The 22414-nt window shown below is 69.9% G+C and carries 20 protein-coding genes; 12 read left to right on the forward strand and 8 right to left on the reverse strand.

Annotated features, from left to right (window positions below; translation table 11 throughout):
- Positions 1-12: 12 nt before the first annotated feature.
- Genes BJ998_RS31005 through BJ998_RS31020 form a run of 4 tightly spaced genes read left to right on the forward strand, consistent with a single transcriptional unit; the run spans position 13 to position 3414 of the window.
- Positions 13-873: a LysR substrate-binding domain-containing protein gene (locus tag BJ998_RS31005; RefSeq protein ID WP_184866868.1), complete on the forward strand. Its 861-nt coding sequence runs from the start codon at positions 13-15 to the stop codon at positions 871-873.
- 41 nt (positions 874-914) lie between these two features.
- Complete coding sequence (locus tag BJ998_RS31010) at positions 915-1454, forward strand: hypothetical protein (protein WP_184866869.1); 540 nt, start codon at positions 915-917, stop codon at positions 1452-1454.
- Between the two features lie 2 nt (positions 1455-1456).
- Entirely contained in the window at positions 1457-2548 is a 1092-nt protein-coding gene (locus BJ998_RS31015) for an MAB_1171c family putative transporter (RefSeq protein ID WP_184866870.1), read from the forward strand.
- Positions 2545-3414 (forward strand): phytoene/squalene synthase family protein, encoded by an 870-nt coding sequence (locus tag BJ998_RS31020; RefSeq protein WP_184866871.1) that lies wholly within the window; start codon positions 2545-2547, stop codon positions 3412-3414. Before BJ998_RS31015 ends, BJ998_RS31020 begins: the two co-directional genes overlap by 4 nt.
- Positions 3415-3433: 19 nt before the next feature.
- On the opposite strand, the gene BJ998_RS31025 is transcribed toward BJ998_RS31020, so the two are convergent.
- The 5 genes from BJ998_RS31025 to sucC all read right to left on the reverse strand — a co-directional run bounded on the left by BJ998_RS31025 (position 3434) and on the right by sucC (position 7792).
- The gene (locus BJ998_RS31025; protein WP_184866872.1) at positions 3434-3877 is read right to left on the reverse strand and encodes an XRE family transcriptional regulator; all 444 of its coding nucleotides are present in this window, start codon (positions 3875-3877) and stop codon (positions 3434-3436) included.
- Positions 3878-4163: 286 nt separating this feature from the next.
- Positions 4164-4700 (reverse strand): hypothetical protein, encoded by a 537-nt coding sequence (locus BJ998_RS31030; protein ID WP_184866873.1) that lies wholly within the window; start codon positions 4698-4700, stop codon positions 4164-4166.
- Positions 4697-5422 carry a MerR family transcriptional regulator gene (locus BJ998_RS31035; RefSeq protein ID WP_184866874.1) on the reverse strand — a complete coding sequence of 242 codons (726 nt, stop codon included), beginning with the start codon at positions 5420-5422 and terminating at the stop codon, positions 4697-4699. The genes BJ998_RS31030 and BJ998_RS31035 overlap by 4 nt, the downstream gene beginning before the upstream one ends.
- A gap of 131 nt (positions 5423-5553) precedes the next feature.
- The gene (sucD, locus tag BJ998_RS31040; RefSeq protein WP_184866875.1) at positions 5554-6432 is read right to left on the reverse strand and encodes a succinate--CoA ligase subunit alpha; all 879 of its coding nucleotides are present in this window, start codon (positions 6430-6432) and stop codon (positions 5554-5556) included.
- Position 6433: 1 nt separating this feature from the next.
- Complete coding sequence (gene sucC, locus BJ998_RS31045; RefSeq protein WP_312890411.1) at positions 6434-7792, reverse strand: ADP-forming succinate--CoA ligase subunit beta; 1359 nt, start codon at positions 7790-7792, stop codon at positions 6434-6436.
- On the opposite strand from sucC, the gene BJ998_RS31050 reads away from it, so the two are divergent.
- The 4 genes from BJ998_RS31050 to BJ998_RS31065 all read left to right on the forward strand — a co-directional run bounded on the left by BJ998_RS31050 (position 7791) and on the right by BJ998_RS31065 (position 14429).
- Positions 7791-9515: a thiamine pyrophosphate-binding protein gene (locus tag BJ998_RS31050; RefSeq protein WP_221338182.1), complete on the forward strand. Its 1725-nt coding sequence runs from the start codon at positions 7791-7793 to the stop codon at positions 9513-9515. The two genes, sucC and BJ998_RS31050, sit on opposite strands and share 2 nt — an antisense overlap.
- 31 nt (positions 9516-9546) lie before the next feature.
- Positions 9547-10776, forward strand: a complete 1230-nt coding sequence (frc, locus tag BJ998_RS31055; protein WP_184866877.1) for a formyl-CoA transferase — start codon at positions 9547-9549, stop codon at positions 10774-10776.
- Between the two features lie 9 nt (positions 10777-10785).
- On the forward strand, positions 10786-12924 hold the full coding sequence (locus BJ998_RS31060) for an acetate--CoA ligase family protein (RefSeq protein ID WP_184866878.1): 2139 nt from the start codon (positions 10786-10788) through the stop codon (positions 12922-12924).
- Between the two features lie 122 nt (positions 12925-13046).
- Positions 13047-14429: an OFA family MFS transporter gene (locus tag BJ998_RS31065; protein WP_184866879.1), complete on the forward strand. Its 1383-nt coding sequence runs from the start codon at positions 13047-13049 to the stop codon at positions 14427-14429.
- Here BJ998_RS31065 and BJ998_RS31070 read toward each other — a convergent pair.
- Positions 14426-15166 carry a GntR family transcriptional regulator gene (locus BJ998_RS31070; protein ID WP_184866880.1) on the reverse strand — a complete coding sequence of 247 codons (741 nt, stop codon included), beginning with the start codon at positions 15164-15166 and terminating at the stop codon, positions 14426-14428. The two genes, BJ998_RS31065 and BJ998_RS31070, sit on opposite strands and share 4 nt — an antisense overlap.
- A gap of 222 nt (positions 15167-15388) precedes the next feature.
- On the opposite strand from BJ998_RS31070, the gene BJ998_RS31075 reads away from it, so the two are divergent.
- From BJ998_RS31075 to BJ998_RS31090, 4 genes are read left to right on the forward strand one after another with little or no spacing between them, the layout of a single operon-like run.
- Positions 15389-16372 (forward strand): 2-dehydropantoate 2-reductase, encoded by a 984-nt coding sequence (locus BJ998_RS31075; protein ID WP_184866881.1) that lies wholly within the window; start codon positions 15389-15391, stop codon positions 16370-16372.
- A 49-nt stretch (positions 16373-16421) separates the two neighbouring features.
- On the forward strand, positions 16422-18353 hold the full coding sequence (locus BJ998_RS31080; protein ID WP_184866882.1) for a molybdopterin oxidoreductase family protein: 1932 nt from the start codon (positions 16422-16424) through the stop codon (positions 18351-18353).
- Positions 18353-20008 (forward strand): NADH-ubiquinone oxidoreductase-F iron-sulfur binding region domain-containing protein, encoded by a 1656-nt coding sequence (locus BJ998_RS31085; protein WP_184866883.1) that lies wholly within the window; start codon positions 18353-18355, stop codon positions 20006-20008. Before BJ998_RS31080 ends, BJ998_RS31085 begins: the two co-directional genes overlap by 1 nt.
- Positions 20005-20850 (forward strand): 2Fe-2S iron-sulfur cluster-binding protein, encoded by an 846-nt coding sequence (locus BJ998_RS31090; RefSeq protein WP_184866884.1) that lies wholly within the window; start codon positions 20005-20007, stop codon positions 20848-20850. The genes BJ998_RS31085 and BJ998_RS31090 overlap by 4 nt, the downstream gene beginning before the upstream one ends.
- Here BJ998_RS31090 and BJ998_RS31095 read toward each other — a convergent pair.
- Together BJ998_RS31095 and BJ998_RS31100 are read right to left on the reverse strand one after the other, a co-directional pair.
- Entirely contained in the window at positions 20847-21374 is a 528-nt protein-coding gene (locus BJ998_RS31095) for a hypothetical protein (RefSeq protein ID WP_184866885.1), read from the reverse strand. The genes BJ998_RS31090 and BJ998_RS31095 overlap by 4 nt on opposite strands.
- Complete coding sequence (locus BJ998_RS31100; protein ID WP_184866886.1) at positions 21371-22408, reverse strand: hypothetical protein; 1038 nt, start codon at positions 22406-22408, stop codon at positions 21371-21373. Before BJ998_RS31100 ends, BJ998_RS31095 begins: the two co-directional genes overlap by 4 nt.
- Between the last annotated feature and the right edge of the window lie 6 nt (positions 22409-22414).

Consider the following 22414-nt stretch of genomic DNA (forward strand, 5'->3'; position numbering starts at 1 on the left):
TACGCTGGACGGATGTTCAAGCCGGCACAGCTGGAGAGCTTCCTGGCCGTCGCGCAGACGCTCAGCTTCACCCAGGCCGCCGACCAGCTCGGCGTCCGGCAGTCGACGATCAGCCAGCACGTGCGGCAGCTGGAGGCGCTCGTCGGCAAGCAGCTGTTCCTGCGGGACACGCACACCGTCGAGCTGACCCCGGACGGCGAGGCGATGGTCGGCTTCGCCCGCACGATCATCGACGCCGGCCGCGAGGCGATCAGCTTCTTCGCCGGGCCGCAGCTGCACGGGCGGCTGCGGTTCGGTGCGTCGGAGGACTTCGTCGCCACGTACCTGACCGACGTGCTGCGCGACTTCCGGCGGCGCCATCCCGGCGTCGAGCTGGAGCTGACCGTGGGGCTGAGCGGCGAACTGCACCGCAAGTTGGAAGCTCGCCAACTGGATCTCGTTTTCGGCAAACGGCAACTGGGCGCGGCCCACGGGCAGCTGGTGTGGCGGGACCGGCTGGTGTGGATGGGCACCGAGACCACCAGGATCGATCCCGGGGCGCCCGTTCCGCTGATCCTCTATCCGGAACCCAGCGTCAGCCGGGCGCAGGCGCTGGAAACCCTGCAGTGGCACGGCCGGCAATTTCGCATCGCCTGCACGAGCACCAGCCTGAGCGGGCTGCGCGCCGCCGTGCTCGCCGGGCTCGGCGTGACCGCCCACACCCGCAGCCTGATCCCGCCCGACCTGGTGGAACTCGGTCCGCAGCACGGACTTCCGGCGCTGGGCGAGGTCGAGTTCGTGCTGTCGCCGCCGCCCCGGCTGCGCACCGAGACCGCCCGGGCCCTCGGCGCCGCGATCATCGCCGACGCCAACAGGCTGCGCCGTGCGCGCTAGAATGGACCACCACGCTCGGATCCGAGGGGAGTGCCCTCCACATGGGTAGGCGGCGCGCCACGGTCGACCAGGTGCTGGCCGAGCTGCGTCGCCGTGACTTCCTGCACGCGGACGTTCGTGTTGTCTGCCAACGGCTGTCGCGTGACCGGGGCCGCCCGCTGCACCTGATCCCGCTGCCGCTGCGGACCTCGATCAGCGGCGCCTGGCTGGGCATGCCCGACGCCGACTACATCGTGTACCAATCGGTGGGTTCCAGCCCGCTGCACCAGATCCACGTCATCTGGCACGAGATCGGCCACATGCTGCTGCCCGGTCACGCCCGCACCTGCGACGTCGACCCGGCCACGCGGGACGTGCTGATGAAGGTGCTGAACGCGCTGGTGCCGAATCTCAGCCCGGCGGTGCTCAAGCGCATCCTCGGCCGGGGCGGCTTCACCGACGGCCAGGAGGTCGAGGCCGAGGTGTTCGCCGGCGCGGCGGTGCGGGCGCTGGGCGAGCTGGCGCCGACCTCGGGGCACCGCAACCTGACCGAGGCCGAGGCGCAGATCGTGGACGCGCTGGCCCGAGAACTGCGCGTCTGACCGTGCTGACCACCGCCCTCGTGGTGACGGTTCTGGTCGCCGCCGTCGCGTTGATGACCCGGCTGCGGATGCTCGTGCGCGTCACCGTCGACCGGCGGCCGGGGCACGTGCTGGCGCTGGGCTTCGCGTCGTGGTTCCTGGCCGTGCCGCTGGAGATCGACTCCATCGCGGTGGCCGTGGACCGGTGGGCCGGGTGGGCGCTGGCGTGGCCGCTGCTGCACGTGATCGCCTGCGCCGGCGGCTTCTTCACGCAGACGTTCTTCTGGCTGGCCACTTCCGACCGTACGGATCCGGCGCAGCGGGACCGGGTGGCATCGATGGTCCGGCGATCGGCGTTCCTGGGCGTGTCGGCGCTGGCCGTCGGCCTGATCCTGTTCGCCACCCGACCCCGTGACGTGGACTTCGCCAGCGGCGCCGCCGGGCGCATGATGACGCCCGGCCCGGTGCATCCCGTGGCGGCGCTGACGTACCTGGTCATCGTGAGCTACTTCGCTTACACCATCGCGAGTTTCACCTCCGCGTCGTGGCGGTGGGCGGCCAAGGCCGACCTGCCGTGGCTGCGGCGGGGGCTGCGCGTCCACACCGTCGGCTGTGTGTTCGGGCTCGTGTTCTGCGTGCACGTGATCGGCTACCAGCTGGCCGAGGCGTGCGGGATCGTTCCGCCGTGGCGGGAGTTGGAGGCCGACGGCGCGCTGGTCGCGCTGAGCCTGCTGCCGGCGTTCGTCGGCGTGACCGCGCCCGCGTGGGGGCCGCGGCTGGAGGGGCTGGCCCGTGCGGCGCGGCACTACCGGCACCGGCGGCGGCTGTATCCGCTGTGGGTGCGGCTGAGCGGCTCCGTCGTGACGCTCGATCCGCCGAAAACCGAGTGGCACGACCGGTTGCGGCTGCGGCCGGGCCAGCAGCACGCCCTGGTGTACCGGCGGGTGATCGAGCTGTGGGACGGGCTGCTCGCCCTGCATCCCACCATGTCCGGCAGCACCGGGCTGGACGGGCCCGATCTTGCCGGGGACATCGACTGGTGGCTGGAGGTCGCGCGGGCCGCGCGGTCCCGCCCGATCGACGACGTGTTGGCCGAGCACCAAGGACAGTCGTGACTGATGAGCTCGATGCCGCCGGCATCCTCGATCCCCACCTGCGCGCGTGTTACCTGCGCTGCAAGCGTTTGCTGGCCGAGCACGACCGGTCGTACTACTTCGCCTCGTTGCTGTTGCCGCCGGCGAAGCGGCCGCACGTGCAGGCGATCTACGGCTTCGCCCGGCATGCCGACGAGATGGTCGACGGCACGGACACCGCCGGGTTCGGTCCGTGGCGGGACCGGATCGTGGCCGACCTGAAGGCCGGCGACACCTCGGACGACATCGGCCGGGCGCTGCTGCACACCATGCGGACCTGGGACATTCCCGTCCACCTGGTCGAGGCCTTCCTCGACGCCATGGCCTCGGATCTGGTTGTCGCGTCGTACGAGACGTACGCGGATCTCGAGGTCTACATGCACGGCGCCGCCGGCACCCTCGCCCTGGAGATCGCTCCCGTGCTCGGCGCGCGCTCCGCCGAGGCAACCGAGGCCATGCGCCTCATGGGCATCGCCTTCCAGCTCACCAACATCCTCCGCGACGTCGGCGACGACCTCCGCCGCGGCCGCGTCTACCTCCCCGCCGAGGACCTCCGTCGCTTCGGCGTCACCGAGCTCAGGCCCGGCCCCGAGTTCCGGGAGCTCATCACGTTCGAGATCGCCCGTGCCCGGGAGCTCTACCGCCGGGCCCGCGCCGGTGTTCCGCTGCTGCACCGCACCGGTCGCCAGACCGCCCTGGCCGGCATGCAGCTGTACGGCGGCATCCTCGGGGCGATCGAACGCGCCGACTACGACGTGCTCAGCCGGCGCGTCGGCGTCGGCGCCGGCCGGCAGTTGGCGATCGCCCTGCCGGCGTATCTGCGGTCCTTGGCCGCCCGGATCGGGTAGCCGGACCCGCCCCGGGGTCCTATTGCCGACCCGATTCACGGTCGGTGCGGCGTAACTCCATCACCTGCTCCAGCAGCACCTTCGCCGCCTCCGCGAGCTGGCCGGAGTCCTGTTCCAGCAGCATGGCCCGCAGGGCGAAGGCCAGCACACCCTTGTCCCGCCATTCGGCCAATCGCATGAGGTCGCGGTGGATGCCGGCGACCTTCTCGGCGGCCTGCGGGGTGGTGGGGGTGAGGAAGTACACCGGGTCGAGGTCGAAGAAGGTGGCGAGACCCTGCACGACGTTGACGGTGGGGTTGTCCCGCTCGCCGTTGCGGAGCATGCCGAGGTACGAGCCGGTGACCTTCACACCCAGCTCGCCCAGCGCGGCGGCCACCTCGGTGTTGCGGTACTCGGGCCCGTCGGGACCATTGGGCCGCACGGCGTCGAAGGCGGCGTTGAGCTTGTCCCGGAAGCTCAGCATGGCGTCCCCCACTCCGCTCAACTGAAGTCGACCCACGGGGGTCGACGGACCCAAGAGTAGTTGACACGGTCAGTGGCTGCCATAGACTGGGCGGGCGGCGGTCAACTGGTTTTGTCACCGGGAGACGTCCGAGGGGTGGATTGGTTGAGTCGAATGTGACCACGCGCCTGACGAGGGGCGGGCGGTGCGGTCCAGGGGAGAGATGCGACTCGACCGCCCGTGCGGTTCCTGCTCGGCTTCGGGGGAGGATCGAGCAGGAACCTCACGGCTGCGGTGCACCCATCGACTACGACACCTGTCCGGCCAGCCGGTCCGAAGCGGCGGCGAGGAAGCGGTCGCGATCGTCGACGGTGATGTGCAGGTGGCGGACGCCGGCGAGGCGCGGGTCGTCGACCGGGGAGATGTGCACGGCGAGGTTGGCGTCGCCGTAGGCGAACAGGGCGGTGTCGCCGTCGATCTTGAGGCCGGAGCGGAGAAGACCGGGCCGGGCGACGGGCGAGAACGACGTGATGGCGGCCAAGGGGATGGTGAGCTCGGTGAAGACGCTGTCCCGCAACACAAGCGTGTCGGGGCCGAGCACATGCGGGCGGGTGGTCAGGGAGGCCAACAGCCCGAGGACCCAGAGCAGGGCGTAGACGTGCAGGGCCAGCAGCAGCACGGGCCACAAGGTGCCGGGCAGGATGAAGGCCAGCACGAGCTCGACGACGCAACCCTCCACAATGGTCAGAACGACCAGCACCCAGACGATGGGGCGGAACCCCCGGCCGTAGCCGAAGCCGGGGGAATACCGGCGGAACAGCCACGCGAGCAGGCAGCGGATCATGCCATGTCCTCCTGCCAGTACGAGAACATGAGCCGCAGGCACCGAACCTGGGCGGGGGCCATGCCGGCGCTGACGGCAGCCAGCAGCATCTCGGGATCGGCGTCGACGGTCGGCAGGTCCGGCGGCAGCAGGGCGGCGACGGCGGGCCCGAACTCACGGGCGCGAGCGGCCAGCTCGTCGACGGCGGGGTCGGCGGGGGAGACGTCGACCAGCCGCTCGAAGTCGGCCTGAGCGTCCAGCATCCGTTTCCGCAGGGCGAAATCGGCCTGCACCGAGTGGTACAGGTCGAGGCGGCCGGTCAGCGACTCGATGAGCTCGGCGGCCAGGCTTTCCCGCTCCCGCGCGGGATGATCGGTCAGGGTGTCGAGGACGGCGAGGAGCGCGGGCGACCGCAGGTCGCCGTCGGCGGCGAGCAGGTCGGCGATGGCGGCTCGCTGACGGGTGATCCGGTCCTGCTGCGCGGCCAGGTCGGCGTCGATCTCCCGAACGATCTCCACCAGGTCGCGCCCGCGGTCGTCGGACAGCGCGTCGGCGACCTCCTCCAGCGACAGCCCCAGCTCGACCAGCCGCCGGGTTCGCAGCAGCAGCACCAGATCCCGCAGCTCGTAGCTGCGATATCCGTTCTCCCGCCGCCGCGGCTCCGGCAGCAGCCCGATGCGGTGGTAGTGCCGCACGGTTCGCGTCGACACCCCGGCCAGCCCGGCTAGTTCCCCGATCCGCATGCACCAAGGAAACACCTTGACGCTGCGACAAGGTCAAGGCTCTCCGGCACGCGCCGAACGTCGCCACCCGGCAGCGGGCGTGAAGGCGAGCGGCGATCCGGGACGGACACCGGATCGCCGCTCGGCGTCGGTCACCCGGTGAGCAGTTCCCGGGCCAGCAGAGCGGTTTCGCCCGGGGTGCGGCCGACGGCGATGCCGGCGGCCTCCAGGGCGGCCTTCTTCGCCTCGGCGGTGCCGGACGAGCCGGAGACGATGGCGCCGGCGTGCCCCATGGTCTTGCCCTCGGGCGCGGTGAAGCCGGCGACGTAGCCGACGACGGGCTTGGTGACGTGCTCCTGGACGAAGGCGGCGGCGCGCTCCTCGGCGTCGCCGCCGATCTCGCCGATCATGACGATGAGCTCGGTCTCCGGATCGTCCTGGAACGCCCGCAGGGCGTCGATGTGGGTGGTGCCGACGATCGGGTCGCCGCCGATGCCGACGGCGGTGGAGCAGCCGAAGTCCCGCAGCTCGTGCATCAGCTGGTACGTCAGCGTGCCCGACTTGGAGACGACGCCGACCCGGCCGGGCTTGGTGATGTCGGCGGGGATGATGCCGGCGTTGCACTTGCCCGGACTGATCACGCCGGGGCAGTTGGGGCCGATGATCCGGGTGGCGCTGCCGACGGAATGCGCCCAGAACGCGGCGGTGTCGTGCACCGGGATGCCCTCGGTGATCACGACGGCCAGCCCGATGGCGGCGTCCACCGCCTCGATCACGGCGGCCCGGGCGAAGGCCGGCGGTACGAAGAGGACGGACACGTCGGCGCCGGTCTCGGCCATCGCCTCGGCCACGGTGCCGAACACCGGCAGCGACTTGCCCTCGACGTCGAGCCGCTGCCCGGCCTTGCGGGCGTTGACGCCGCCGACGATGTTGGTGCCGGCGCGCAGCATGCGGGCGGTGTGCTTGCTGCCCTCGGCGCCGGTCATGCCCTGCACCACGACCCGGCTGCCCTCGTCGATGAAGATCGCCATGTCACGCTCCCTGCGCCGCGAGCCGGGCGGCGGTCCGCGCCGCGTCGTCCATCGTCTCCACCATCGTCACCAGCGGATGCCCGGCCTCGACCAGGATCTGCCGGCCTCGCTTGACGTTGTTGCCGTCCAGCCGCACCACCAGCGGCTTGGTCGCGCGATCCCCGAGCATGCCCAGCGCCCGCAGGATGCCGTCGGCGACGGCGTCGCACGCGGTGATGCCGCCGAACACGTTCACGAAAACCGATTTCACCCCGGGGTCGCCGAGGACGATCTCCAATCCGTCGGCCATCACCTGCGCGGACGCGCCGCCGCCGATGTCGAGGAAGTTGGCCGGCCCCGGCCCACCGGCCTGAGCGACGACGTCCAAAGTGGACATCACCAGCCCGGCGCCGTTGCCGATCACGCCGACGTCGCCGGTCAGCTTGACGTAGTTGAGCCCCTTGTCGTGCGCGGCCCGCTCCAGCGGATCGGCGGCCGCGGCGCCGAACGGCCGGTTGGCGTGCCGGAACGAGGCGTTGCCGTCCAGGGTGACCTTGCCGTCCAGCGCGATGATCTCGCCGGACTCGGTGCGCACCAACGGGTTCACCTCGACCAGCGTGCAGTCCTCCGCCACGAACACGTCCCACAGCTTGACGATCACGTCCGCCGCCTCGGCCGGCAGCCCGGCCGCCACGGCGATGTCGGCCGCCCGGCCGAGATCCATGTCCCGGATCGGTTGCCGGACCAGGGCCTCCGGTCGGGTGGCGGCCACCTCCTCGATGTCCATGCCGCCCTCGGCGGAGGCCATCGCCAGCCAGGTGCGGTTGGCCCGGTCCAGCAGGAACGAGAAGTAGTACTCGTCGGCGATCTTGGACGCGGCGGTCACCAGCACCTTGTGCACGGTGTGCCCCTTGATGTCCATGCCGAGGATGGCCTCGGCGGCGGCCCGCGCCTCCGCGGGCGTCGCGGCCAGCTTGACACCGCCGGCCTTGCCCCGGCCGCCGGTCTTGACCTGCGCCTTAACCACGACCGGCCCGCCGATGTCGACGGCGGCGGCGTGCGCTCCCGCGGCGGTGGTGGTCACCTCGCCCGGCGGCACCGGGACGCCGTGGCGGGCGAACAGATCCCTGGCCTCGTGCTCGAACAGATCCAACGTGCGGCCCTCCTGGAGAACTCGCGCGGGTGGGGTCCCTGCCGGCCGGGCGCTGGGATCTTCCGCCAAGTGGACTTTCGCTTGGGCGGGACTTTCCCCTGGGCGCCAAGATCGCGAAATCTTCTCGACTTTCTCTGGACACCGGGCCGGAACAGGCGTAAGCATATGCCTACTCCATATCGTATGCAATCTACAGTGCAGCGGAGCCGGCGAGGAGTTGACCAGCATGGTGGGAACAGAACCCGTGGTAGACAGCCAGACGGCGAACGGATCCGCCCCCGCGCCCCAGATGATCTCCGGTGGCCATCTCGTCGCGAAGGCGCTCAAGGCCGAGGGTGTCGACACGATATTCACCCTGTGTGGCGGGCACATCATCGACATCTACGACGGCTGCGTCGACGAGGGCATCAAGGTCGTCGACGTCCGCCACGAGCAGGTCGCCGCGCACGCCGCCGACGGATACGCCCGCGTCACGGGCACGCCGGGCTGTGCTGTGGTCACCGCCGGCCCTGGCACCACGAACGCGGTCACCGGTGTGGCCAACGCCTTCCGCGCGGAGAGCCCGATGCTGCTGATCGGCGGCCAGGGTGCGCTGACGCAGCACAAGATGGGCTCACTGCAGGACCTGCCGCACGTCGACATGATGAACCCGATCACCAAGTTCGCGGCCACCGTGCCGGACACCGCCCGCGCGGCCGACATGGTGTCGATGGCGTTCCGGGAGTCCCTCAACGGCGCGCCCGGCCCGTCGTACCTGGAGATTCCGCGCGACGTGCTGGACAACAAGGTGCCGGTGGAGAAGGCCCGCGTCCCGCAGGCCGGCCGGTACCGGGCCTCCACCCGGCAGGCCGGCGACCCGGCCGCCGTGGAGAAGCTCGCGGACCTGTTGGTGCACGCCAAAAAGCCGGCGATCCTGCTCGGCAGCCAGGTCTGGACCACGCGGGGCACCAACTCGGCCGTCGAACTGGTGCGCACGCTGAACATCCCGGCCTTCATGAACGGTGCCGGCCGCGGCACGCTGCCGCCCGGCGACCCGCACCACCTCCAGCTGTCGCGCCGCTACGCCTTCGACAACGCCGACGTGATCGTCATCGTCGGCACCCCGTTCGACTTCCGGATGGGTTACGGGCGAAGGCTTTCCGCCAAGGCGACGGTGGTGCAGATCGACCTGGACTACCGTACCGTCGGCAAGAACCGGGACATCGACCTCGGCATCGTCGGAGACGCCGACCTGATCCTTTCTTCGGTCACCGCCGCCGCCTCGGGCCGTGTCGACAACGGCGCCACCGGCCGCAAGCCGTGGCTGGAGGAGCTGCACAAGGTCGAGGACCAGGCGTGGCAGAAGCGGTTGCCGCAGCTGCACTCCGACGCCAACCCGATCCACCCGTACCGGCTGATGCACGAGATCAACCAGTTCATCACCGAGGACTCCATCTACGTCGGCGACGGCGGCGACATCGTGACCTTCTCCGGGCAGGTGTTGCAGCCGAAGTCGCCGGGCCACTGGATGGACCCGGGTCCGCTGGGCACGCTCGGCGTCGGCATCTCGTTCGTGATGGCGGCCAAGCTCGCCCGCCCGGACTCCGAGGTCGTGGCGCTGTTCGGCGACGGTGCGTTCTCCATGACCGGCTGGGACTTCGAGACCCTGGTCCGCTTCAACCTGCCGTTCGTCGGCATCGTCGGCAACAACTCGTCGATGAACCAGATCCGCTACGGCCAGGCCCAGAAGTACGGCCTGGCCAGGGAACGCGTCGGCAACACGCTGGGCGACGTCCGCTACGGCGAGTTCGCCAAGATGCTCGGCGGCTACGGCGAGGAGGTGCGCGACCCGGCCGACATCGGCCCGGCGCTGCTGCGCGCCCGCGAGTCCGGCCTGCCGTCGCTGATCAACGTCTGGGTCGACCCGGACGCGTACGCCCCCGGAACCATGAACCAGACCATGTACAAGTGAGTCGGCCAGAGTCCTGATTGGAGCGGTCGTCATGGGCAAGGCACTGGAGGGCGTGCGCGTCCTCGACATGACCCACGTGCAGTCCGGTCCGTCGTCCACCCAGCTGCTGGCCTGGCTGGGCGCGGACGTGATCAAGCTGGAGACGCCGGGCCGCGGCGACATCACCCGCGGCCAGCTGCGGGACATCCCGGACGTGGACAGTCTCTACTTCACGATGCTCAACTCCAACAAGCGCAGCATCACGCTGAACATGAAGAGCGACGAGGGCCGCGAGATCTTCACCCGGCTGGTGTCCGATGTGGACATCCTGGTGGAGAACTTCGGGCCGGGCGTGATCGACCGGTTCGGCTTCTCCTGGGGCCGGCTGTCCGAGATCAACCCGCGGCTGATCTACGCCTCCATCAAGGGCTTCGGCCCCGGCCGGTACGCCGACTTCAAGGCGTACGAGGTGATCGCGCAGGCGATGGGCGGCTCGATGAGCACGACCGGCTTCGAGGAGGGGCCGCCCACCGCGACCGGCGCGCAGATCGGCGACTCCGGCACCGGCATCCACCTGGTGGCCGCGATCCTGGCGGCGCTGTACCAGCGGACGAACTCCGGGCGCGGGCAGCGGGTGCAGGTGGCCATGCAGGACGCGGTGCTCAACCTGTGCCGGGTCAAGCTGCGCGACCAGCAGCGCCTCGCCCACGGGCCGCTCGGGGAGTACCCGAACGAGAGCTTCGGCGACGAGGTTCCCCGCTCCGGCAACGCTTCCGGCGGCGGCCAGCCGGGTTGGGCGGTGCGCTGCGCGCCCGGCGGCCCCAACGACTACATCTACGTGATCATCCAGCCGCCCGGCTGGCGGCCGATCACCGAGCTGATCGGCAAGCCGGAGCTGGCCGACGACCCGCAGTGGGCCACGCCGGAGGCGCGACTGTCCAAGCTGGACAAGGTGTTCGCGATGATCGAGGACTGGACGAGCGGCCTGACCAAGTGGGAGGTCATGGAGCAGCTCAACGCGGCCAACGTGCCGTGCGGCCCGATCCTGTCCACCAAGGAGCTCATCGAGGACGAGACGCTGGCCGAGCTGGGCTCCGTCGTCGAGGTGCCGCACCCGGGGCGCGGCGCGTACAAGACGGTCGGCTGCCCGCTGAAGCTGTCCGACTCGCCGGTGGAGATCACCCGCTCGCCGCTGCTGGGCGAGCACAACGCGGAAGTGCTCGGCGAACTGGGCTACGGCCCCGACCAGCTGGAGCGGCTGCGCGCCGCCGGCGTCATCTGAGGGAGCACGATGGTCAACTACGACCGCGAGGCGGTCCAGCGGGTGCTCGCGCAGGTCGCGGCGGAGGGCCGCGACTCGCTGACCGCGCCGGAAGGCAAGATCGTCTGCGACGCGTACGGCATCACCACGCCCGACGAGGGCGTGTCCACCTCCTCCGAGGAGGCGGTGGAGCTGGCCGAGCGGATGGGCTTCCCGGTGGTGCTGAAGATCGTGTCACCGGACATCCTGCACAAGACCGAGGCCGGCGGCGTGCTGGTGGGTATGAAGGACGCCGCCCAGGTGGCGCACGGCTACCGCACGATCACGGCCAACGCCAAGATCTACAATCCGAACGCCAGGATCGTCGGCGTGCAGGTGCAGCAGATGCTGCCCGCCGGCCAGGAGGTCATCGTCGGCGCCACCACCGACAAGACCTTCGGCAAGATCGTGGCGTTCGGTCTCGGCGGCGTGCTCGTCGAGGTGCTCAAGGACGTCACGTTCCGGCTGGCGCCGACCGATCGCCAGCAGGCGCTGTCCATGATCGACGGCATCGCCGCGGCCGAGATCCTGCGCGGCGTGCGCGGGGCCGAGCCGGCCGACCGGGACGCGATCGCCGACCTCATCACGCGGGTGTCCGACCTGGTGACCGACTTCCCGCAACTGTCCGAAGTGGACCTGAACCCGGTGCTGGCCACGCCGACCGGGGCGACCGCGGTGGACGTGCGGGTGCTGGTCGACCAGAACGCCGCCGACGAGCCGACCCGGTTCTCCCAGCAGGAGATCCTGGCCGCGATGAGCCGGATCATGAAGCCGGCCGCGGTGGCGGTGATCGGGGCGTCGGCCGAGGACGGCAAGATCGGCAACTCGGTGATGAAGAACCTGGTCAACGGCGGCTACCAGGGGGAGATCCACCCGATCAACCCGAAGGCCGCCGAGATCCTGGAGCGCAAGGCCTTCGCCAGCATCGGCGACGTGCCGGGCGACGTGGACGTGGCGGTCTTCGCCATCCCGGCGAAGTTCGTGCCGCAGGCGCTCAAGGAGGCCGGCGAGAAGGGCGTCGCCGGCGCGATTTTGATCCCCTCCGGCTTCGGCGAGACCGGCAACCACGAGCTGCAGGACGAGGTCGTGAGGATCGCTCGCGAGCACAACGTGCGCATTCTCGGGCCGAACATCTACGGCTACTACTACACGCCGGAGCACCTGTCGGCGACCTTCTGCACCCCGTACGACGTGCAGGGCGGGGTGGCGCTGTCCTCGCAGAGCGGCGGCATCGGCATGGCCATCCTCGGCTTCAGCCGCTCGGCGCAGATGGGGGTGTCGGCGATCGTCGGCGTCGGCAACAAGGCCGACATCGACGAGGACGACCTGCTGACGTTCTTCGAGCACGACGACAACACCAAGCTGATCGCCATGCACCTGGAGGACCTCAAGGACGGCCGGGCCTTCGCCGAGACGGCCAAACGGGTCTCGAAGACCAAGCCGGTGGTGGTGCTCAAGGCCGGTCGCACCGCGCAGGGCGCGAAGGCGGCCAGCTCGCACACGGGCGCGCTGGCCGGCAACGACAAGGTCTACGACGACATCCTCAAGCAGAGCGGCGTCATCCGGGCGCCGGGCCTGAACGACATGCTGGAGTACGCCCGCGGCGTGCCGCTGCTGCCGACCCCCAAGGGCGAGAACGTCGTGATCATCACCGGCGCCGGCGGCTCGGGCGTGCTGCTGTCGGACGCCTGCGTGGACAACGGCCTGTCGTTGATGGCCATCCCGGAAGATCTGGACAAGGCGTTCCGGGAATACATCCCGCCGTTCGGCGCGGCGGGCAACCCGGTCGACATCACCGGCGGCGAGCCGCCGTCGACCTACCGCAACACCATCGCGCTCGGCCTGGCCGACGAGCGGGTGCACGCGTTGATCCTGGGCTACTGGCACACCATCGTCACGCCGCCCATGGTCTTCGCCGAGCTCGTCGTCGACGTCGTCGAGCAGTACCGGGAACACGGCATCCACAAGCCGGTCGTGGCGTCGCTGTCGGGCGACGTCGAGGTCGAGCAGGCCGCCGAGTTCCTGTACCGGCACGGGATCGTCGCCTACCCGTACACCACGGAGAAGCCGGTCGCCGTGCTCGGCGCGAAGTACCGCTGGGCTCGCGAAGCGGGACTTCTGGAGGGCTGACTTTCGGCCGGATAGGAGGCATGATGCCGGTCCAGACCTAGCCGCTTTCACTCGTGATCAATAGACGCCTTCGGAGGGACACACAGGGGAACTGGGGACTCGCACGCACGAAAGAGGCTCTGATGACCACAAGTTCCACCAGTTACAGGGAGTTGACTGACGACAACGGCAGGGTCTACCGGATCGGCGAGAGTCCCCGGGACATCATGGGGCGTTCCCGAGCCTGGATGGTCTGGCTGCCATGGGTCGCGATGATCGCGGTGAGCGTCTACGAGTACGGCTGGGGTGCCGTCGTCAAGACGCTGCAACAGAAGAACGGTTGGACGCTGACCGAGGTGTTCTGGTTGGCGACGGTGTGGGCGGTCTTCCAGGCCGCCATCGCGTTCCCCGCGGGACGGTTACGGGAGCGCAACGTGGTGTCGGCCCGTTCGGCAATGTTGTTGGGCGCGGTGTTGTCGGGCGTCGGCTATTTCACCATCGCTTACAGTGGCAGCCTCGGGCTGGCCTTCGCCGGCTACTCGGTCTGCGGCGGCATCGGCGCGGGCCTGGTGTACGCCACCTGCATCAACATGGTCGGCAAGTGGTACCCGGAGAAGCGCGGCGCGCGGACCGGGTTCGTCAACGGTGGCTTCGCCTACGGGGCGGTGCCGTTCATCTACATCTTCAGCGCCGTGCTCACCCCGGGGAGCACCACCGCCATCCTGTCGGTGATCGGCCTGTACATGCTGATCGTGGTGGCCGCCTGCGGCCTGATGTTCCGGGACCCGCCGAAGAACTGGTGGCCCGAGCACATCGACCCGAAGGAATGGGCCCGCAACACCAAAACCAACAGGAGCCTGGCCAAGAACCCGCCCGCGGTGCGCCAGTACACGCCGATGGAGGCCATCCGCACCGGCATGCTGCCACTGATGTGGGTCACGCTGGTCATCATCGGCGGCGTGTCGTTGTTCGGGATCAACTTCCAGGTGCAGTTCGCGACGGCCAGCCACTTCGGGCCGTTCGTGGCGGCGTCGTCGGCCGGCATTCTGTCCATTGTGAACGGTACAGGGCGGGCGCTGGTCGGCTGGCTGTCCGACCACATCGGACGTCGGCAGACGCTCACCGTGGTGCTGCTGATCGCGGGCGTGGCCCAGTTCGGCCTCGTCTACTCCGGCAACACGGAGAACATCGCGCTGTTCATGATTTTCGCGTTCCTGGTCGGCTTCGGCAGCGGTGCGTTCTATCCGCTGTTCGCGGCCCTGGTGCCGGACTACTTCGGTGAGAACTACAACGCCACCAACTACGGCCTGGTGTACAGCGCCAAGCTCGTGGGCGGTGTCGGCGGCGGCGGTCTCGGCGCCATGGTGGTCACCGCGTGGGGTTACACCGGCGCGTACATCCTGGCCGGCTGCATCGCGCTTGTCGCGGCCGGGCTCACTCTGTTCCTGCACCAGCCGGGACGACCGAAGACCAAGACCACGGTGTCGGCCGCGGCCTCGGGCTTCGGCGCCCCAACCACCGCCTAGCTGCTCTTGCTCCGAGCATTCTCGTTGAGGTAGGCCAGTCGGGTCCGTTCCGTGTGCACGGTCATGATCCGGCTGGCCTCCTCGCTGTCGCCGGCGGCGATGGCTTCGATCAGCTGTTCGTGCTCGGCCCAGGCGTCTTCCCCCCGGGGCTGCGCGATCGGGGTGTAGTACCAGCGCACCCTGCGGTCCACCAAGCCGATCAGCTCGGCCAGCACCGCGTTGCCGGAGAGCTTGGTGATGAAGGCGTGCAGATTGGCGTTGGCCTCGACCAGCCGGTGCACGTCGAGGTCGGCCAGCGCCTTGACGCCGTCCTCCTGGAGGTCCCGTAGCAGGTCGACGTCCGCCGGAGTGGCGCGGCCGGCCGCCAACTTCGCGGAGTGCGTCTCCAGCACGCTCCGCACGCTGAGCAGCTGGTCGGCCTCCTCCTCGGTCGGCGTGTGCACGAATGCGCCCTGGGCCGGGCGCAGATCCACCCAGCCCTCGGTCTGAAGCCGTTGCAGCGCCTCACGAACGGGCTGGCGGCTGACCCCCAGGTACTCCGCCAGCTCGATCTCGACGAGGTGCTGTCCCGGCTGGAGGGTGCGGTTGACGATCAACTCGATGAGCGCCTCGTAGACGGCCTGCCGCAGCGGGGCGGGGCGCTCCACCTTGCGACCGGCCGAGCCGCCGAGCGTGCCGCGGGCCGCCCGGCGTCGGTTGACCGCTCCGCCGGGGAACGGTGTCGCGGGCTCGCTCACCAGGTGCCTCCTCGAACAAGGGGATCGGTGCTTAAAGGTTACAGAATTTCGTATGCAAAAGACACTCCACGTGGGGCTTGTCACCTTGCGTGCCCATACTACCCCAAATCGTGCACACAGGGCAATCGACTTGCTACGGGACGTAACACCCACGCGGGTCTACCGTCGAACGTCCGCAGATCGCATACTGTATTCAATCTCCGCCGACACCTGAGGTGAGCCATGAAAGTCGCTGTTCTCGGCGCCGGGGCCATCGGCGCCTATGTGGGGGCGGCCCTGCACAGGGCCGGTGTCGACGTCCATCTCATCGCGCGCGGCGCGCACCTGGCGGCCATGCGCCGCGACGGCGTGCGGGTGCTCAGCCCGCGCGGCGACTTCACCGCCCGTCCGCCGGCCACTGACGACCCGGGCGAGGTCGGCGAGGCCGACTTCGTCTTCCTCGGCCTGAAAGCCAACTCGTACGCGTCGTGCGGCAAGCTGCTCGCGCCGCTGCTCGGCCCCGACACGGCCGTCGTCGCCGCGCAGAACGGCATCCCGTGGTGGTACTTCCACGGCCTGGCCGGGCATCCGCTGGAGGGGCAGCGGATCGAGGCGGTCGACCCCGGCGGCGCCGTCAGCGAGGTGCTCGACGTGCGCCGCGCGATCGGCTGCGTCGTCTACTGCTCAACGGAGATCGAGGAGCCGGGCGTGATCCGGCACCTGGAGGGCACGCGGTTCTCCATCGGCGAGCCCGACGGCACGATCTCGCGGCGTTGCCGGGACCTGTCCGCGGCGATGATCGCCGGCGGGCTGAAGTGCCCGGTCGAGGCGCGGCTGCGCGACGACATCTGGATCAAGCTCATGGGCAACGTGGCGTTCAATCCGCTCAGCGCGCTGACCGGCGCCACCATGGCGGAGATCTGCGCGCACGACGACACCAGGGCGGTCGTCGCGGCGATGATGGCCGAGACCGTCGCCATCGCGCGGGCGGCCGGCGCGGAGCCGTCGGTGTCCATCGAGAAGCGCATCGACGGGGCGCGCCGGGTCGGCCACCACAAGACCTCGATGCTGCAGGACCTCGAGGCCGGAAAGGCCCTGGAAACCGACGCGATCATCGGCGCGGTGGTGGAGCTGGCCGACCTCACCGGCGTGCCCGCGCCCACCCTGCGCAACGTCTACGCGGCGGTGGACCTGCTTGCCCTGAATCGTGCTAGGCGAATATCGTAGATCGCATACAGTCTGCACAAGAAGGTGGACTGGAGACACGGGAGGCGTGATGGGCCGGAGGAAGCGGGAACCCTACGTCCGACTCACCCAGCCGCTTGTCCGCGACGCGGGCATACTGCGGCCGGCGAGCTGGGACGAGGCCCTGGACCGGGCCGCGGAGGGCTTCCGGCGCAACATCGCCGCCGGCGGCGCGAACGCGTTCGGCATGTTCTCGTGCGCGCGGGCCACCAACGAGATGAACTACGTGGCGCAGAAGTTCGCCCGCGCGGTCATCGGCACCAACAACGTCGACTCCTGCAACCGCACCTGCCATGCCCCCAGCGTCGCGGGCCTGGCCAAGGTGTTCGGCAGCGGCGGCGGCACGTCCTCCTACCAGGAGATCGAGGACGCCGACCTGATCGTGCTGTGGGGCTCCAACGCCCGCGAGGCGCACCCGATCTTCTTCCAGCACGTGCTCAAGGCCGTGCACAGGGGCGCGAAGCTCTACGTCGTCGACCCGCGGCTGACCAGCACGGCCAAGTGGGCGCACAGGTGGCTGCGGCTCAACGTGGGCACGGACATCCCGCTGGCCAGCGCCATCGCCCGCGAGATCATCCACTCCGGCCTGGCCAACCGGTCGTTCATCGAGCGCGGCACCGAGGGCTTCGAGGAGTACGCCGCGTCGGTGGAGGAGTGGACGCTGCCGGTGGCGGAGCTGGAAACCGGTGTGCCGGCCGAGCTGATCCGGGAGCTGGCCCACGCCTACGCGCGGGCCGACCGGGCGCAGATGTCGTGGACGCTGGGCATCACCGAGCACCACAACGGCACCGACAACGTGCTGTCGCTGATCAACCTGTCGCTGCTGACCGGACAGGTCGGCCGCTACGGGGCCGGGCTGAACCCGTTGCGCGGCCAGAACAACGTGCAGGGCGGCGGGGACATGGGCGCGATCCCGGACCGGCTGCCCGGCTTCCAGGACATCGAGGACGCGTCCGTGCGCGAGGTCTTCGACGCCGCGTGGGGCGCGCAGATCCCGCCGTACAAGGGCTGGAACCTCACGCAGATGCTGGAGGCGATGGAACGCGGCGACATGACGACCGTGTACATCATCGGCGAGAATCCCGTGCAGTCCGAGGCGGACTGCGAGCACACGGTCAAGCGTCTGTCCAATCTGGATCACGTGGTGGTGCAGGACATCTTCCTCACCAAGACCGCCCAGCTGGCGCACGTCGTGCTGCCGGCGTCGGCCGCGTGGTGCGAGACGGACGGCACGTTCACCAACAGCGAGCGTCGGGTGCAGCGGGTGCGCAAGGCGGTCGACGCGCCCGACGGCGCGCGCGACGACATCGAACTGCTCTGCGAGCTGGCGCGGCGCCTGGGTCACGACTGGCACTACGACAGCGCGGAGCAGGTGTGGGACGAGATGCGGTCGCTGTCCCCCATGCACCGGGGGATGAGCTACGCCCGGCTGGCCGACCTCGGGGGCATCCAGTGGCCCTGCCCGGACGAGGACAGCCTGGAGCCGACGTACCTGCACGCCCGGTTGTGGGAGACCGACCCGGTGAAACGGGGTCGGCCGGCGCCGTTCTCGGTGCTGCGGCACAGCCCGCCGGTGGACGAGCTCAGCCCGGAGTTCCCGCTCCGGCTGACCACCGGACGGCGACTGGACTCCTACAACACGGGCGTGCAGTCGGGCGGCTTCTCGTCCCCGCTGCGTCGCGGCGAGACCCTGGACCTGTGTCCCCAGGACGCCTCCGACCTCGGCGTCGTCGAGGACGAGCTGGTGCAGGTCTCGTCGCGGCGCGGCGCCATCGTCGCGCCGGTGCGCATCGACGAGGGGCTGCGGCCGGGGCTGGCCTTCATGACGTTCCACTTCCCGGACGAGGTCGACACCAACGTGATCACCATCGAGGCCACCGACCCGGTCGCCGGCACCGCCGAGTACAAGGCGGCCGCGATCCGGGTCGACAAGCTCGGGTCCGACAAGCTGGTGAACCACTGATGGATCTGCGATTTCTGGAGGCAGCACCGTCCACAGTGGAACAGGACGCGATCGACGCCGCGTTGGACGGCACCGATTGCGGCCGGGACCAACTGCTGCCGGCGCTGCACGCGGCCAACGACGCCGTGGGGTGGATCAGCGAGGGCGCGTTGAACCACATCTGCCGGCGGCTGTCCGTGCCGCCCGCGGAGGCCTACGGCGTGGCCACCTTCTACTCGCTGTTCGCGATGGAGGAGCGGCCGCGCAAGGTCGTGCACGTCTGCGTGGACCTGGCCTGCAAGGTCAACGGCGCCGAGGCGCTGGCGGCCGCGCAGACCGACTACGTGGTTCGCAGCCCGTGCCTGGGGGTCTGCGAACGCGCGCCGGCGGCGCTGGCCGTCGAGGCGGGTGTCGGATCCGAGTACCTGATGCCGGAGCTTCCGCTGCCGCAGAAGGGAGACCCGTCGCTGCGGCTGCTGCGGCGGGTCGGCGTGGTGGATCCGTCCAGCCTCGACGACTATCGCGCCGCCGGCGGATATGCGGCGCTGCGCAACGCCTTCCTGCTCGGGCCGCAGGACGTGATCCGTGAGGTCACCGAGGCCAAGCTGATGGGCCGTGGCGGGGCGGCGTTCCCGACCGGCCGCAAGTGGGCGGCGACCGCCGGGCAGCCGGAGCGGCCGCACTACCTGGTGTGCAACGCCGACGAGAGCGAACCGGGCACGTTCAAGGACCGCGTGCTGATGGAGGGCGACCCGTTCGCGGTGATCGAGGCGATGACCGTCGCCGCGTACGCGACCGGGTGCACCCGTGGGTATCTGTACATCCGCGGTGAGTACCCACAGGCGTTCACCCGCTTGCAGAACGCCATCGACGTGGCGCGGGAGCGTGGCTTCCTCGGCACGAACATCATGGGGCAGCCGGGGTTCGAGTTCGACATCGAGATCCGGCGCGGCGCGGGGGCGTACATCTGCGGCGAGGAGACCGCGATCTTCAACTCCATCGAGGGCTTCCGCGGCGAACCCCGCAGCAAGCCGCCGTTCCCGGTGGAGAAGGGCCTGTTCGGCAAGCCGACCGTGGTCAACAACGTGGAGACGCTGGCCAACGTGCTGCTCATCCTCACCGAGGGTGGCCAGGCGTACCAGAAGATCGGCACCGCGCAGTCCACCGGCTCCAAGCTGTTCTGCGTCTCGGGAACCGTGCCTCGGCCCGGTGTCTACGAGGTGGCGTTCGGCACCACGCTGCGGGAACTGCTCGACCTTGCCGGCGGCGTCGAGGACCTGCGGGCGGTGCTGCTCGGCGGCGCGGCCGGCGGGTTCGTCCGGCCCGACGAGATCGACCTGCCGCTGACCATGGAGGACGCTCGCGCCGCCGGCACCACCCTCGGCTCCGGCGTCGTGCTCGTCCTGGACGGCACCGTCGATGTCGGCGGATTCCTCTTGCGGATAGCCGAGTTCTTCCGGGACGAGTCGTGCGGGCAGTGCGTGCCGTGCCGGATCGGCACCGTGCGCCAGGAGGAGGCGCTGCACCGGATCGTTCGGCGGGAAGGCGATTCCCAGGACCTGGTGCTGCTGCGGGACGTCGGCCGCGTGATGCGGGACTCGTCCATCTGCGGTCTCGGGCAGACCGCCTGGAACGCCATCGAATCCGCCATCGACCGACTCGGGGTGCAGCTGTGACCGTTGTCGACATCGGACTACCCCGCCGGCTGGTGGAGTTCACCTTGGACGGTGAGCAGGTCGCCGTGCCCGAGGGGTCCACGATCCTCAGTGCCTGCAAGGACATGCCCACGCTCTGCTACGGCGACACCCTAGAACCGGCCAACGCGTGCCGCGTGTGCATGGTCGAGGTCGAGGGCTCCCGCACGCTCGTGCCGTCCTGCTCGCGCAAGGTCGAGCCCGGCATGGTTGTGCGCACGGACACCGAGCGGACCCGGCACAGCCGGCGCATGGTGCTCGAACTTCTGGGCTCCGCAACCGATCTGTCCACCACTCCGCAGGTGGCGGAGTGGATGGCCGAGGTCGGGGCCGACCCCACGCGCTTCGGCCCCGACGCCGCCACCGTCGCCCAGCCCGCGCACGTGGACAACGCGCTCTACGTGCGGGACTACTCCAAGTGCATCCTGTGCTACAAGTGCGTCGACGCCTGCGGCGACCAGTGGCAGAACACCTTCGCCATCGCCGTCGCCGGCCGGGGCTTCGACTCCCGCATCTCCACGGAGTTCTCCGCCCCGCTACCGGACAGTGCCTGCGTGTACTGCGGCAACTGCATCGAGGTCTGCCCCACCGGCGCCCTCAGCTTCCGCCGTGAGTACGACAAGCGGGCCGAGGGCACCTGGGACGAGTCCAAGCAGACCGCCACCACCACCGTCTGCACCTTCTGCGGCGTCGGCTGCAACCTCACCCTTCACGTGCAGGACAACGAGATCGTGAAGGTCACCTCGCCGCACGACAGCTCGGTGACCCACGGCAACCTCTGCATCAAGGGGCGCTTCGGCTGGCAGCACGTGCAGAACACCTAGGCCAGGGCCAGCTGCGGCTTGCTGCGGCGCCAGGCGATCACCAGGAACGCGATCAGCCCGGCGAACGGCAGCGAACAGACGACCCAGCTCAGTGCGAGCGGCGGACCGGGCTGGGCCAGCACCTGGAGGTTCGACAGCGTGCCTTCGCCGTGCCCCTGCGGGCCGTCGATGGCGAAGGTGAACTTCCAGGTGCCCTGCACCTGGAGGGCGAACACGTCCAGGCCCCACACGTCCCGCTTGCGCGGGTGGCGCGCGAGCGGGATGGGGTAGGTGTGCGAGCCGGACGGCCCGGTGCGGACGAAGGTGCCGGACTTGCCGTCGATGCCGCCGTCGGGGATGAACGTGAAGTCCAGCGACTGCATGGCCCGCAGCGGCCAGGTGGAGAAGCCGACGGTGAGGCCGTAGGGGCCGACCTGCACCCGTTCGGTGTGCACGATGTTGACCGGCTCGTACGCCATCGCCGGCGTGGCGGTGCCGACCGACAGCGCCAGAACCGCCAGCACGACAAGGAGACGCCTGATCACGCCGCCACCTTCTCCCTGATTCGCAGCATCGCGCCGAACCGGGCGCCGAGATAGCCACCCAGCAGCCCGAACAGCCCGCCGGCGATGGTGGTGGCGATGAGGGTCAGCGCGGTCACCGGTGGGGCGAAGCCGAGCCAGTCCCGTTGCAGGACGAACGTGAGCCCGAGGACCAGGCCCGCGATGCCGCCGGCCAGCGCGGGGCCGCGCTTGAGCAGCAGTTCGATCGCGGCGGCGGCGACGAGGCCGGCCAACGGTATGCCGGCCGGGATGAGCGACGGCTCGCCGCCGAGACCGTCCCGCAGCGGCAGGCCGACGGCGGCGGCGTAGGTCTCGGTGGCCCAGGGCGTGAACACCCACAGGATCGCTTGCATGGCCAGCAGAGCGGCGGCGGTGCCCAACGCGGCGCCGGGGCGGCCGATGGCGACCCGGGTGACCACGAGCATCAGGACGATGATCAGCACAGTGGCGGCCACGATGGTGTCGAACGGCAGCGGAACGCCCTGGAACGCGTTGGCGGTGATCGGGAAGAAGGTCATCAGCACCGGCACGCTGATCGCCATCGCGATCCGGCCCCAGCGTTGCTCGCGCGCCGCGGCGGCGATGATCACGGCGCCGATCATGGTGATGGAGTTGGTGGTGAACAGGGCCACGTGCGGCGGCGAGTTCAGCACCGCGTCGAAGCCGTACACCGTGTGCCACCACAGGTCGATCAAGCCGTACAACAGGAAGGCGGCGGCGCCGAGCCCGGCCACGAGATAGCCGAGCGGCGCGGTGAACGTGCCGCCGAACACCCGAACCGGCACGCCGCCGTCACTCGGGTCGGGCGTCTCGCCACGACGCTGCGCGGCTGTCACGGCGAGCACGACGACCAGGCTGGCGATGCCGGCGATGGCGGCGCCCGCGTAGATGAACAGGTGCGGCAACGTGAAGAACGTGTCCGGCCCGACGTCGATGTGCCACTGCACGTCCCATGACGCGCCGATCATCGATATTCCCGTGCCCAACAACACAAATCCGGCCCCGATCGGCCTCATTTCCTC

The organism is Kutzneria kofuensis, from assembly GCF_014203355.1.
Taxonomy (GTDB): Bacteria; Actinomycetota; Actinomycetes; order Mycobacteriales; family Pseudonocardiaceae; genus Kutzneria; species Kutzneria kofuensis.